Source organism: Pelagicoccus albus, from assembly GCF_014230145.1.
Taxonomy (GTDB): domain Bacteria; phylum Verrucomicrobiota; class Verrucomicrobiia; order Opitutales; family Opitutaceae; genus Pelagicoccus; species Pelagicoccus albus.
In genome coordinates, this window is record NZ_JACHVC010000006.1 from 785,449 (window position 1) to 798,111 (window position 12,663).

The 12,663-nt window shown below is 47.4% G+C and carries 19 protein-coding genes; 2 read left to right on the forward strand and 17 right to left on the reverse strand.

Features of this window, described 5'->3' with window-relative positions; all coding sequences use genetic code 11:
- Positions 1–37: 37 nt before the first annotated feature.
- Together argH and mutL are read left to right on the forward strand one after the other, a co-directional pair.
- A complete protein-coding gene (gene argH / locus H5P27_RS06730) occupies positions 38–1,438 on the forward strand; it encodes an argininosuccinate lyase (RefSeq protein WP_185659598.1) in 1,401 nt (466 codons plus the stop codon).
- A 16-nt stretch (positions 1,439–1,454) separates the two neighbouring features.
- Positions 1,455–3,344, forward strand: coding sequence for a DNA mismatch repair endonuclease MutL (gene mutL, locus H5P27_RS06735; RefSeq protein WP_185659599.1), 1,890 nt, complete (start codon positions 1,455–1,457; stop codon positions 3,342–3,344).
- A 361-nt stretch (positions 3,345–3,705) separates the two neighbouring features.
- Here the strand turns inward: mutL and H5P27_RS06740 are convergent, their stop codons facing one another.
- The 17 genes from H5P27_RS06740 to H5P27_RS06810 all read right to left on the reverse strand — a co-directional run bounded on the left by H5P27_RS06740 (position 3,706) and on the right by H5P27_RS06810 (position 12,388).
- A complete protein-coding gene (locus H5P27_RS06740) occupies positions 3,706–4,110 on the reverse strand; it encodes a hypothetical protein (RefSeq protein WP_185659600.1) in 405 nt (134 codons plus the stop codon).
- Positions 4,111–4,199: 89 nt separating this feature from the next.
- Positions 4,200–4,508, reverse strand: a complete 309-nt coding sequence (locus H5P27_RS06745; RefSeq protein WP_185659601.1) for a hypothetical protein — start codon at positions 4,506–4,508, stop codon at positions 4,200–4,202.
- 75 nt (positions 4,509–4,583) lie between these two features.
- On the reverse strand, positions 4,584–4,889 hold the full coding sequence (locus H5P27_RS06750; protein ID WP_185659602.1) for a type II toxin-antitoxin system RelE/ParE family toxin: 306 nt from the start codon (positions 4,887–4,889) through the stop codon (positions 4,584–4,586).
- A complete protein-coding gene (locus H5P27_RS06755) occupies positions 4,886–5,098 on the reverse strand; it encodes an addiction module protein (protein ID WP_185659603.1) in 213 nt (70 codons plus the stop codon). Before H5P27_RS06755 ends, H5P27_RS06750 begins: the two co-directional genes overlap by 4 nt.
- A 115-nt stretch (positions 5,099–5,213) precedes the next feature.
- The gene (locus tag H5P27_RS20185; protein ID WP_425511338.1) at positions 5,214–5,393 is read right to left on the reverse strand and encodes a HepT-like ribonuclease domain-containing protein; all 180 of its coding nucleotides are present in this window, start codon (positions 5,391–5,393) and stop codon (positions 5,214–5,216) included.
- On the reverse strand, positions 5,383–5,619 hold the full coding sequence (locus tag H5P27_RS06760) for a nucleotidyltransferase family protein (protein WP_185659604.1): 237 nt from the start codon (positions 5,617–5,619) through the stop codon (positions 5,383–5,385). Before H5P27_RS06760 ends, H5P27_RS20185 begins: the two co-directional genes overlap by 11 nt.
- Before the next feature lie 189 nt (positions 5,620–5,808).
- Entirely contained in the window at positions 5,809–6,225 is a 417-nt protein-coding gene (locus H5P27_RS06765; RefSeq protein WP_185659605.1) for a PIN domain-containing protein, read from the reverse strand.
- Entirely contained in the window at positions 6,222–6,422 is a 201-nt protein-coding gene (locus H5P27_RS06770) for a type II toxin-antitoxin system VapB family antitoxin (RefSeq protein ID WP_185659606.1), read from the reverse strand. Before H5P27_RS06770 ends, H5P27_RS06765 begins: the two co-directional genes overlap by 4 nt.
- A gap of 57 nt (positions 6,423–6,479) precedes the next feature.
- On the reverse strand, positions 6,480–6,860 hold the full coding sequence (locus H5P27_RS06775) for a hypothetical protein (protein ID WP_185659607.1): 381 nt from the start codon (positions 6,858–6,860) through the stop codon (positions 6,480–6,482).
- An 85-nt stretch (positions 6,861–6,945) separates the two neighbouring features.
- The gene (locus H5P27_RS06780; RefSeq protein WP_185659608.1) at positions 6,946–7,527 is read right to left on the reverse strand and encodes a hypothetical protein; all 582 of its coding nucleotides are present in this window, start codon (positions 7,525–7,527) and stop codon (positions 6,946–6,948) included.
- 40 nt (positions 7,528–7,567) lie between these two features.
- Positions 7,568–8,005: a hypothetical protein gene (locus H5P27_RS06785; protein ID WP_185659609.1), complete on the reverse strand. Its 438-nt coding sequence runs from the start codon at positions 8,003–8,005 to the stop codon at positions 7,568–7,570.
- A gap of 34 nt (positions 8,006–8,039) precedes the next feature.
- The gene (locus H5P27_RS19920) at positions 8,040–8,174 is read right to left on the reverse strand and encodes a hypothetical protein (protein ID WP_281384217.1); all 135 of its coding nucleotides are present in this window, start codon (positions 8,172–8,174) and stop codon (positions 8,040–8,042) included.
- Positions 8,175–9,140: 966 nt separating this feature from the next.
- Positions 9,141–9,674, reverse strand: a complete 534-nt coding sequence (locus tag H5P27_RS06790) for a CC0125/CC1285 family lipoprotein (RefSeq protein ID WP_185659610.1) — start codon at positions 9,672–9,674, stop codon at positions 9,141–9,143.
- Positions 9,675–9,745: 71 nt separating this feature from the next.
- The gene (locus tag H5P27_RS06795; RefSeq protein WP_185659611.1) at positions 9,746–10,132 is read right to left on the reverse strand and encodes a hypothetical protein; all 387 of its coding nucleotides are present in this window, start codon (positions 10,130–10,132) and stop codon (positions 9,746–9,748) included.
- A gap of 125 nt (positions 10,133–10,257) precedes the next feature.
- Positions 10,258–10,821, reverse strand: a complete 564-nt coding sequence (locus H5P27_RS06800) for a hypothetical protein (protein WP_185659612.1) — start codon at positions 10,819–10,821, stop codon at positions 10,258–10,260.
- A gap of 114 nt (positions 10,822–10,935) precedes the next feature.
- Positions 10,936–11,415, reverse strand: coding sequence for a hypothetical protein (locus H5P27_RS06805; protein ID WP_185659613.1), 480 nt, complete (start codon positions 11,413–11,415; stop codon positions 10,936–10,938).
- 706 nt (positions 11,416–12,121) lie between these two features.
- Positions 12,122–12,388 (reverse strand): hypothetical protein, encoded by a 267-nt coding sequence (locus H5P27_RS06810; RefSeq protein WP_185659614.1) that lies wholly within the window; start codon positions 12,386–12,388, stop codon positions 12,122–12,124.
- Positions 12,389–12,663: the final 275 nt, after the last annotated feature.

Below are 12,663 nucleotides of genomic sequence, written 5' to 3' on the forward strand. Positions count from 1 at the left end.
TGTTGCTAAACGCGAGGCGATGCGAACCCTACGCAGCATGGCCAATAAAGCTCAAGCTACCTGGGGTGGACGTTTCTCGAAAGGGCCAGCAGAATTGATGCTGGCCTTTAGCGAATCCGTATCTTTCGACAAGCGACTCGCCCCTTATGATATCGAAGTCAACAAGGCTCACACCGCTATGCTGCAGAGCATCGGATTGCTGACCAAAAAGGAGCTTCGAGAGATCCACAAGGGCCTCGCGACTCTGGAGAAGATGATCGCAAAGGGTGAGCTGGAGTGGAAAGCGGAGTTTGAGGATGTTCACATGAATATCGAGCAGGCTCTTACAGCGATCACGCCAGCGGCGGCCAAAATGCACACCGCGAGAAGTCGTAACGACCAAGTGGCCACCGATGTTCGCTTGTTCTTCAAGGACGCCTGTTCGCAAGTTGTCGGAAAACTCGAGACCTTGTTGAAGGTACTGCTCTCGATCGCAGAGAAAAACCAAGCAGTATTTATCCCTGGATACACTCACTTGCAGAGAGCACAGCCAGTATCAATCGCTCACCACCTGCTGGCTTACGTCGAGATGTTTGGACGTGATGTCAAGCGTTTCCAGGAAGTTTTGGAAAATGCCAATTGGTGCCCACTTGGCTCCGGAGCGATTGCGGGAACCACACTACCCATTGACCGGGAATTCACGGCCAAGGCCCTCGGCTTCGTAGACAAGAGAGGTCGTCCGCAAGTCACTCGAAATTCTATGGATTCCGTAGCGGATAGGGATTTGTTTCTCGATTTCGCCCACGCCTGCTCGGTTGCCGCAACTCATATCTCTCGTGTAGCGGAAGACGTGATTATTTGGAATTCATCGGAATTTGGATACGTCGAGTTGCCAGACGCGTTTTGCACTGGCTCGAGCCTGATGCCGCAAAAGAAAAACCCGGACTCGCTGGAGATCTTGAGAGGGAAATCGGGACGTATCATCGGCAATGAGCAATCGCTGTTCGTAATGGTGAAGGGGCTTCCATTGACCTACAATCGAGATTTGCAGGAGGACAAGCCACAGGTTTTCGATAGCTTCGATCAATTAATGATCAGTTTGGACGTGCTTGCTGGAACCGTGGAAGGTATGGAATTCCGTTTGAACAAGTGCGAAGCGGCCGTATCGGATCCTGCTTTGCTCGCGACGGATTTGGCGGATTATCTCGTGGAAAAGGGAGTTGCCTTCCGCGATGCCCACCACGTGGTCGGCGCTTTAGTGGCTCTGGCTGAGAAGCTTGAATGTCCGCTGAACGAAGTGCCCAACGAGAAGGCAAAAGCTTTGCATCCAAAAATGGGTGACGACTGGATTAGCGTATTCGATTTGGCTCGTGCGATGAAGGTCCGCGAAGGTATTGGTATGCCCGGTCCTAAGCAGATTCGTAAGCAGCTCACACGCTGGAAAAAACAGCTCGCTTAGAGCTGCGTTGCTGTGAATGGCTAAAGTTAGGCTACTTCCAGACCACGTTGCCAACCAGATAGCAGCGGGTGAGGTCATCGAGCGTCCGGCGTCGGTCGTTAAGGAGCTTGTGGAAAACAGTATCGACGCGGGGGCTACGCGTATCGAGGTGGAGTTCCGCAGCGGAGGTACCAGCCTTATGCGCATCGAAGACAACGGTGGCGGCATGAGTCACGATGACGCCTTGCTCGCTCTCGAACGTCACGCCACCAGCAAAATCGAGAAGGTGAAAGATCTCGATGGCCTGACCACCATGGGATTTCGCGGAGAAGCCCTCCCTTCGATCGCCTCTGTATCCAGGTTCTTGCTGCAAAGCCGAGAAGCCTCGTCCGATAGCGGAACCGAAGTTTTGATCGATGGAGGGAAAATGATCCACGTGCGTGATTGCGGCATGCCACAGGGTACGCGGATGACCATTACCAAGCTTTTCAACACGGTCCCTGCTCGGAGGAAGTTTCTCAAAAGCAAGACCACAGAATCAGCTCACATCGTACAGTGCGTACGCCTGTACGCCTTGGCGCATCCGGAAATTGGATTCAATCTTTTGGATGATGGCCGGTCTCTATTTCAGTCGCCCGCTTGCAGCTCTCTGAAGAGCCGTATCGCCGAGATTTTCGGAAAGCAAATAGCCAACAATCTCATCGAGGTGGATGCCTCGGAGGATGGCATGCGACTGCGAGGTCTGATCGGTAAGCCGAGTTTGTCCCGCTCTAGCCGCCACGAAATGCTGTTTTTCGTGAACAACCGACCTATCGAAAACAAGACGCTGAGCTATGCTTTGGTGGAGTCCTACTATGGTCATATACCCAAAGGTCGCTACCCGGTAGCCTTTCTTTTTCTCGATTTGGATCCCAAGCGGGTCGACGTAAACGTACACCCTGCCAAGCGTGAGATTCGTTTCCGGGATGAAGCGAAAACGCGAGGGTTCGCAGTTCGGACTTTATTGGAGGCCTTGCGAGAGGACGCGGACAGCTACCAAAACGTTAAACCCGTGGAAGTGCGGCTGCCCAAAAAATCGTTTGAAGCGGAAAGCGTTTCGATTGAGCGACCCCAAATTAAGGATACGCCGCCGGTTCGAGATTCGGTTAAACCTAAACGACGACTGGTCGCATCGAACGAAGAGCCCGCAATAACGGGTCCTCGCAGCGAACCTCAAGCAGAACGACCCGCATCGACTCCGCCAAAGGTCGAGCCTACTCCCGCTTCTCCAACTCCAACTCCGCCTCCTGCCGAAGCAGAAAGCCCGCAGCCGGAATCCCAGGCTCGGAATTGGAATTACCTTGGTTGGGCTCAAGGTGAGTTTGCCACCTTTGATACTGGAGCGGGAGTTGTTCTTCTGAATGTGAGAGCAGCCCAACAACGCATCCTATACGAGCAGTTGATACGTGAGTTCGCTTCCGAATCCATTCGTTGCCAGAAGTTGCTTTTAGCTCAGCCCGTAGAGCTTGATCCATTGAGTTCCGCCACGCTGGAGGACAATTTGAGTTTCTTCGAAAAGCTGGGCTTTGAAATTGCTCCATTCGGGCGAAATTTTTTCCGTATCGAAGGAACCCCTACATGGCAGCAGGACGAGGACGCGGAAGAATTCGTAAAAGAAATCCTAGCCCTTTTGCGCCAAGGCAGCCTGAGCGGTCAGCAGGAAGGCGTAGCGGTGGAAATGATTGCCAAGAAGGCGGCCTCGAAGCTACGGCGTCCCAATAAAGAACCGAGCGAGTCTGATATCGACAGCCTCCTCGATAAACTATTCGCCTGTGAAAAACCGCTTACTGACCCGGAAGGAAGGCCGTCCCTCATCGAGATCACCACAGGCGAGATCGATAAGCGATTCCAGCGGCGAAACCGCCGCAAGCAAGACGAACTCTTTTAGGTGCGGTGACCTGCTCCCCTGGAACAGTACCGGGCTTGTGTTAGTTTTTCCGGCGGTCCAGGACCGAGGAAAACGCATGAAAAACAAAGGAAAACGCTTACGTAGAATCGAGATGATCGCTTTGTATTCGGTGGACTGGTGTGATGCCAGACGAGTCCTAGAATCCCCATCGCTAAAACCGTGGCAGAAGACCAAATGAATCCACTCCAATCAAAGGGTTCCACGATTACGACCTGATGAGCTAGGTAGGTGGGATTCATCTATCTTTGTCGAACGCTAAGCTGATACGCGAGGGTAGGGTCACCGGCTCCATTTCTGTTGAAGGTTTTCAGTGTCTTGTTCGATTTGAAAGTGGCTGTGCTTACCCGAGTTGTATCGACTGACTTGTTCTGCCATTCTTGTTTTTCGTTTTTGCTATCAGTATTGCCAGCGAAAGAAGTGTTCCAATCGCTAAAAGCGTGTAGGCTGTACTGCCAAGTCCTAGTTCTTTGAATACGATGGTTGAGAATACTGATAGCGCTAGACCAATAATTGCTAGGATCGCATGAAGTATGAGTAAGCCATACCTTCTAACCTTCTTTGATTCTCTTAATCCTTGAATGGAAGAAAGAGCGATGTATGGGCTGCTCGTGAAAACTAGCCCTAACTGTGCTAATTCCGGAAGTCTATCGAAGATTCCAGCGAGCCACTCAGGTGCTGCGAACATCAAAACAACAAGTATCGCTAAGATGATCTCAACTAGTGGAACTTGTATTTTTGCTTTCATCTATTTCTTGCAGAACGCCGAGGTGTCATACTCCGGTAAGCGCGGAGCGCTTACCGGAGTTGTATGGGCCGCCTGGTTGGAATTATATTTTACTCGAGTATCAGATAAAAGACTACGATTCCTAACCCAAAGCACAGCAGGTGGATTATGCCTCTCTTCATCTTTTCTTCTTTTTCTTCATTCCATTCGAAGTTTCCTAATGCTTCAAGAATGCCTACTTTTTCTTGTGCGATATTTTCTTCATTTCTCTTTTTGTAGTCATGGCTAGCAATCGCCGCCAAAGGAATAAATGAAAGCAGAGCGATTGAAGTGAATGGTTCGCCAAAGCGGTCGGCCTGTGAGGACAGGAATCCGAATAGCAGACCGAGTGTAATGCTGAGTACCCATTGGTTCTTCATCTTTGCTTTTCCAACGTGAAAGCCATACGCGGAAGTCAGCGCGGAGCGCTGGCTGGATTTGTATGGGCTGACTGGTTAGCCTTCTTTTAGCTTTTGTTCGAGTCGGCTGGGATTTCGCGAAAACGGCTCTACTACATCGATGAAGACCTTGTCCTCTTGAACTATGTAGTAGACCCCGACGGGGAACTTGCGAACAAAGAGTCTACGGTATTCGTGACGAATGATCCTTGCGGCAGTGGGGAAACGCTTCAGTGATTCGAGGGAAGCATCTAGACACAGGAGGAAGTAATTCCCGAGTCCCTTTTCCTTCTTTTCGTACCAACGTACGATTTCTCGGATGTCTGATTGAGCTTCGTTTCGTACGATCAGCTCATATCTCATAGCTCAGACTGGATCCTTTTCTTCACTTCGTCCCAAGGTAGGCCTTCTTCCGGATTGGCCTGAAATGCTTCGTAGCGACGATCCAGTAGCTCTTTTGTGTCCAGTGACAGCGGAAAATCGTCTTCTGTGTCAGCGATCTCATCCCATAGATCGTTGATCAATAGGATCTTTTCGGACTTGGACAACTTTCTGAGATTTTCGGCTAGCATGGGCCTGAAACTAGAGTCTACGTGCGAAAGTTCAATCTCTTCTTTTCTGGCTAACGATGATGTTCCTGAAACCGATGATCCTCCGGTATTCAGGAATCTTCTTTGTTAGGTTCTCCTAATCAATTCTTTCGAGCCTAGCCAATGCCTCTCCGATGATTCCGAATTCCCGTTCGAGTGCTAGCTGAAGCAATCGATTCTTCGAGAAGTCCTCGAAATCTCTTCCTTTGATGAAACCTGAAATCTCTTCACAGGAAAGAGAAATGTCCAAGAGAAGCTTCCTTGTGCTATGCGGCATAGACGAGTCTCTTGCTTCTCTCGACTTCTTCTTTGAACACTTCGTTTCTGAATCCTGTGTTCGTGAGTAGATCGACTGGTCGCTCGAGAATCGCCTCGAGCTCTTCCTTCAGCCCCATGAACTGCTCGAAAGCTCCTTCGTAGCCAGTCCGTTCGAAATCGACGATGAAATCGATGTCGCTGAGCTCGTGATTCGAGCCGTCAGCGTAGGATCCAAAGATATGCAAGCTTTAGATTTTGAAACGCTTACAGGCTCCTGAAATCGCATCTTGGTTCTTTCGAATCGGGTTCATTGTGGAGTGATGGTGGTAATTTTCCCTAGAAGGTCAAACCGTCGATTTTTTCTTTGGTGAACGTGAAGTCCATACGCGTAGGTCATCGCGGAGCGATGGCCGGAATTGTATGGGACGACTGGTTCATCCCTTTTTCATTCTTGGTTGGATGATTTCTATGGGGATGTGCTTTTGATACAAAAGATAGTCCTTGTCTTTCGACAGGATCGGAGTGCTCCAATGGACGGAGCATGCGGAAATTATGAAGTCAGTGTTGGATCCTTGGATTCCTTTGCTTCTGCAGAGGTTGAAAAACCTTGCTGCTAAGACGTATACCTCGGATGGAATCGATCTGTCCGGAAAAGCCGCCAATCTCTCTGAAAACGAATCGAAAATATGGCTCTCCCTTATTCCGGATAAGACTTCCATTCGGATGGGGCCGATCATCTCGATGCGTCCTTCCTGGATAAGATCGATCAATTCATCCACGTAAGCGGATTTCTTTCCTTTCTTTCTTCTGAGAGCTTCAGACCAAACGTCGGTATCTACGATAACCTTCACTTAACTTTTCTTTGCTTCTTGTAGTCGTAGTCTGGGTCCATGTCCACCGTTCCGAAAAAATCGAGGATCTTAAGTTGTTCTCTCCGTTGGACATACTCAGAAAGCGCCTGATTCACGGCTTCTTTCTTGGTTCTCATCCCGCCAAGTCTCATGGCTTTCGAGAGAAGTGTTTCATTGAGTTCGATGTTTGTTGCCATGTGCGAAATCTCGCACAAGAAGCGGTGGAGTCAATTTCTTTGGTGAACGCTGAGGTGTCACGCGGAGGGGGCGCAGCCCCCGGAGTTGTGACGACCGACTTGTTCTGCCTTCGTTTTGTAGTAGTAGGGAGGGTTCGGATTCTCGAATTGTACGCCTTCGTCGAAAGCATCTGAGATTTTGTTCGGTAAATACTTTCCCATAATCTCAAGATAGCAGCGATTCATCGCCGCAAAAGCTCCAGAATCTTTGGATCCCAAGAATTTCGATACATCTTCAATTGATTCGTAATGTAGAGGTTGGTGAAAGAAGCGATTCAACTCACCAATCGTTTGATGCAGATACATGAAATCTCTCAGGCTCATTTCGATCTTCTCACTCGGATCGATTGTGTCCAAACCGTATTCAATCTGCTCTTCGACTGTGGTGTATTTATTCATCCTTATTTTTGCAGAACGCCGAGTGCATACGATGGAGGAGGCGCAGCCTCCGGAATTGTATGCCACGACTTGTTCTGCTTAGTTTCTAAGGTAGTTTCGGCTTTGGTTTTAGTGAGAACTGTACCCAGTTGTTGAGGTGGTAAATCCTTCTGACGAAATGGGTAAGTTCCCAAAGGATGCCCATTATAACCATGAGGAAGAACTCATAGTGAAAACTGTCTTTCTTAATTATATCTAGATCTGTTGCCTTGGTGCGGTGAATCACCTGCCCGTATAAAAACAACTCAAAGGCGTTCCATTTCGTGTTCTCTCTGTTTGGTAATGCGACCCTTGTTCTCTCCTTTTTGAATTTTTCGAACTCTTTTCGTGCTTTCTTCAGGTGGTATTTCCAAAAACCGCTAGCTCCTAGTTTGTGGTAAATGTTCGGCATTCTATGAATCGTCCAATCGTCATCGTTAAGAAAGAAACCGCGTATTTGTCCGGTGTAACCCGCTATTATTGCTTCGGCCGGGTGAACGGCTTTGATGGTAGAGACTTTTCCAGGGGCTGACCAAGTCGTCGATAGCTGCAAATCTCGTGAGCGTCGAAATCGTATGAAGGGATGGTATTCGAGATGTTCGGCGGTATCTTGATAAAGGAGTAGAGATTCTAGGGGAGATGGAGGCATTTGTTTTTTTTTTGCAGAACGTGAAAGCCATACGCGGAGGTCATCGCGGAGCGATGGCCGGAGTTGTATGGGCTGCCTGGTTCGACTCTTTCTTAAATACTATTTTTTCGGTACGAATTTTGTCTTTTTCTGTGACTTTGGCGAAAACAACAAATCGATCTTTTCCTTTTCTTTTGAATTCGAACTCGAGTGGCCACGGGAGTTCATCTACAGATCTGAAGTTAGCTCTTCCTGATTCATTCGTGACTATCTTTCCTTTTATCTCTCTTCCCCACGTTTCAACTTCGCCATCCTCTTCGATGATACATGAAAACATTGTGAGGTATGCGATGAAGTTGTCGTCACGAACCGATACTTCTAGCCAAGTGTTGAAGCCGACCATATCATCGGTCGTGTAGGTTCCTTCTGCGAGATACGGCTCTTCGGCAGCGGTCAAGGAAACCGCTAGGAGAGAACAGACTGCGAAGATGATTTTCATTTTTTCGTCGAACGCCAAGACCATACGACGAGGCCTAGGCTTGGCCTCCATGTCTGAGGTCGTCGATTTCTAAAGGTTCGTTGTGAAAGGGGCGGGCGTTTGCCGAAGTTGTATGCGTCGCCTTGTTGGCATTTTCTTTCATTAGATTGATACCCAAAGTAATAAGCATAAAAGGAGTCCAATGGAGTTCAGTGCTGGGTAAATGCCCTTGGTCTTTCGACTAGTGATGAAATACAATAAAATCGAACATATCGAAACAGGAATGTAGGCGAGGTATGAATACAGGAATACTTTAGAAAGTGACGTTCTAGCAGGTTCGTTCAGGTGGATGAAAAGCATGATCCCCACGATTATTGCGGTGGTGGAGAATAGTGTGGTTCCAATCCAGAAATCTGAAGAAGCTACTTTGTCTTTGGTCATTTTCTTTCTGCCAACGCAGAGGCCATGCATGGAGGCCTCAGTTGAGGTTTTACTTAAATTAGGGGTTGATTTGTCTCTGGTGGGATTGAAAGGGCGGGCGTTTGCCGGAATTGAATGGGCCGACTTGTTAGCCTCTTGTAGGTAGTCTCCAAAGCCTCCATACACAAGTTGGTTTAGTTGGAATGCTTCGGGCCTTGTAGATTGAACGTAAGGTTAGGGTTCTTCGCCTGAAACCGAAGCTTGAAATGGCTAGGTCAAGAAGTTCTACCGTCTGTTCGGGGTGCTGCATCCTTCGATTAAGTAGACCAATTTCCATAATTATATTTTCGGCTAACGCAGAGGCCATGCATGGAGGCCTCAGTTGGGGTTTAGCTTAAATTAGGGGTTGATTTGTCTCTGGTCGGATTGAAAGGGCGGGCGTTTGCCGGAATTGAATGGGCCGACTTGTTAGCCTCTCGTACGTAGTCTCCAAAGCTTCCATACACAAGTTGGTTTAGTTGGAATGCTTCGGACCTTGTAGCCTGAAAGTAAGGTTTGGGTTCTTCGCGTGAGCCCGAAGCAGGAAATGACTAAGTCAAGAAGTTCTACCGTCTGTTCGGGATGCTGCTTCCTTCGGTTCGGTAAACCAATCTTCATAATTATATTTTCGGCTAACGCGGAGGACATACGCGAGGATCAGCGCGGAGCGCTGACCGGAGTTGTATGGTCCGTCTGGTTAGATTTCTTTATCTTTAATCCAATATTTCTTCTTCAGCTTTTCTTTCACGACAATAGCATCTTGAACCGATTTCTTCGGCGATCCTTCGTAATTGGTGCACTCCACGACTATCTCCATGTATGGTGTTTTCGTGGTAACAGAATCTTCGCTCTCTACCCAAGGAGTCTGAGAATATGTAGTGCCGCTCGGCCCACTGTTTTGAATAGCCGCTGGTCTACCGGCACTGAACAACGCGTCGTCTTCAATATTCGTAGTCGTGTAGGTTGTTAGATTGCTCAGGTCCTTGATCTCGAAATGAGTAAAACCGTTCTCTAGTGCTATTTCGGCAGCTTTTAGGCGAGCTAAGTCGAAGGCTTTCCTCCCCGAAGAATTCCTTTCGCCCCGATAGGTAACTCGATAGAACCCGCCACCTAAATCCACATGGCTGTAACCAAAAGGTTGCTCAGGAGAAATCGGAGAATAATACGACACTGTTTCGCAGGAGCTGAGTAGGGTGGCTGAAGCTATGGCAATTATGTGTAGTAGTTTCATTCTTATCTAACGTCGAGGACATACGCGAGGATCAGCGCGGAGCGCTGACCGGAGTTGTATGGTCCGTCTGGTTAGATACTATTTTTTATGATTATGAGGATAAGCGGAATCGCGATGGAAATGAAAAGCATCGTCTTGATCATAGTCTCCTTCGATTGATATTCTTTTTTTCTTATCGCGAGTTCCTGACTTTCAAAAGACTCATCGTTTTTCAAAAATATTCGGGCTTCTTTTGTATTTGGTGGTCTGTAGATTATTTTCCATTCATCTGAGTGGTGAAACCCCATGTAGCGGATGAAGTCTTCCTCCACTCTCATGTGCATCAGGATCACCGGTGTCATCCCAATGCCACAAGCTAAGATAGCTATTTTATTGGGAGCATAGAAGGCAAACAAGACGCTGATTGGGAGAGCAGCGTACCAAACCAGTAAAAGTCTCTCATAGCTCATTTCCTTCATTTTTGATCTAACGTCAAATCCACACGATGGCGGCTTCGGTTGAGGTTCCAAGTCTGTTGAGGTTAGTATTCATGAGGTCGTTACGAAAGAGGCGAGCGTTTGCCGCCATTGTGTGCGATGCCTTGTTAGTCTCGCATGTTTTGAATCTTTCTAATTGCTTCGCACCTGCCGCCCTTGAAGGAACACTCCCCAATAATCTTGTTTAAACATAGAGTCAGGGGGATCTTCCAGTTAGAATAGAATATCTTTTCCAGAGTCTCTGGGATTTCGATGATGTCGTTAACTTTCTTCTTCCAAGATTTTTTTTGGTTCGGGTCTAGGGACGCGAAATGGCTCTCCAACTGAAAGTCGATGTGTTCCAGATTGTGAACAAGCTTGTTGCGTAACTCTGAATACCATCGAATGAAACTCCTCAGTCCAGAGTCGAGTAGCCCGAGGTCTTTTAAGAGTACGACTTTTCCAGATTCGCTATCGGATAAAGGCATCCTCTTAACGAACTTGGTCATTTCAGGTTCACCGATTCTTCGGATCAATAAATTGGTGACTGAAGCTTCTATTAAAGCGTGGGATTTTATAACAAATGACCAATCGTCTTCTTCCAGGAGTTTGATTAGAAAATCACCGTGCTGCTTCAATTCTGAACCAACTTCATTGTAGACTAGGTCAACGAATTCTTGATTTGCGGTCATTCTTTTTTTTCGACTAACGTCGAGGACATACGCGAGGATCAGCGCGGAGCGCTGACCGCAGTTGTATGGTCCGTCTGGTTGGACTTCTTCTTTTCTTTTGTGAATTGTGTCATTTTAGAATGGATGCTTCAATCTCTCCTTTGGGTCGTTTTTCTTCTTGTATCCATCTTCTCCCCAAATCATTGAGTCCATTTCTTGACCCTCGACGATTCCGTAGTAGGAGGCGATGAATCCGGTTGAGGCTACCGCAAGGAAGAATCCAACTAGAATGTAGTACTTGAAGTTCGGTACCCCAAACTGGAACAGGATAAAGATAGTAAAGACCGTCGGAACGATGAGAATGAGAGCTGCGTAGTGAATGCAGAAATACAGATAAGCTTTCTTTCTGTTCTCTATGGAAAGCGTCGATTTTATGACTGAAAGCCGTTCCTTTCTTGGTTCGACGAATCTTTTCTGGAAATCGTGGACAATGAGGAATGTGAATCCTCTGAAGATGAAGTAGAGAATGGACAAACCGTAGATCACGAAGAAGTCGAATCGTACGTACTTCTTGTACTCATCGAGAAGGTATTCCTCTTCGTTTTGGTTAGTCATTTTCTTTTGTCCAACGTCGAGTGCATACGCGGAGGCTAGCGCGGAGCGCTGGCCGGAGTTGTATGGCACGACTGGTTCGAATATTCTATTTATATACGTCCTTTGAAGACTTCTATGTGTTTCTTCAAGAAGTCAGACTCTAAGTTTAGTTCCATTTTTAGGTCGTATTCTTCTTGTGGTGAAAACCTAGAATAGATGTAAACCGTAACAAGATTTGTACCTGCTATTTCTGTAGACGTAATTCGTGTATCAGGATCATCTATGTATTTGCGTAACCAGTTGGCTTTAGCCAATAGGGACCGGAAACTAAAATGAGCGGAGTAATTGAAGTCTCTAATGTCTTCTTCTATTTTTGTTTCTGGATATTGCAAATTCGTAAAGATTTCCAAGAGGGGTTTGTCTTCCGGATGGAAGACGATATGACTTAAGTGCTCTTGTCTTATTTGTTTTATTTTTTCGCTTCGAGAGTCGGTAGTGTTCGCTATGACGAAGAGAGGCAGAAATAGCGACAATAGTAGGACTCTTGCTCGGGGCGGTTGTGGTGTTTTCTTCAGTCGTCTGTTCATGACTTTTTCTTCGAACGCCGAGCTCAGGCGACAAGGCCTAAGCTATCGTTTGAATTTCTGGGGTGGTTTATTTTCATGTGGTCGTAGTGAAAGAGGCGGGCGTTTGCCGCAGTTGCCTGGAGCGACTTGTTCGCATGATTTTATAGCTCAATTCCTGCTCTCTTCATTTGGATATCAGGATCCCAATCCTTTTCTGGCTTCGTCCTTTTGCACCACCAAGATCCGTCTCTTCCGATTCGCCATTCTTTTCTTAATTCTGTAATTCTTTCGTCGGTTGAGTTTTCGTTGTATTCGTAGCCGGACTCGCAACCACAGCAGGAGCAGATCTCGAAAGTCGAACAGCCGTGACTGTCGAAGGCGTCAATTCCCTCGTATCCACAAATCGGACATCCTTTCGTTTCGATCATCTATTTTTTGCGAACGCAGAGGCCATGCATGGAGGCCTCAGTTGGGGTTTAACTTAAATTAGGGGTTGATTTGTCACAGGTCGGATTGAAAGGGCGGGCGTTTGCCGGAATTGAATGGGCCGACTTGTTAGCCTCTTGTAGGTAGTCTCCAAAGCCTCCATCCACAAGTTGGTTTAGTTCGAATGCTTCGGGCCTTGTAGCTTGAACGTAAGGTTAGGGTCCTTCGCCTGAAACCGAAGCTTGAAATGACTAGGTCAAGAAGTTCTACCGTCTGT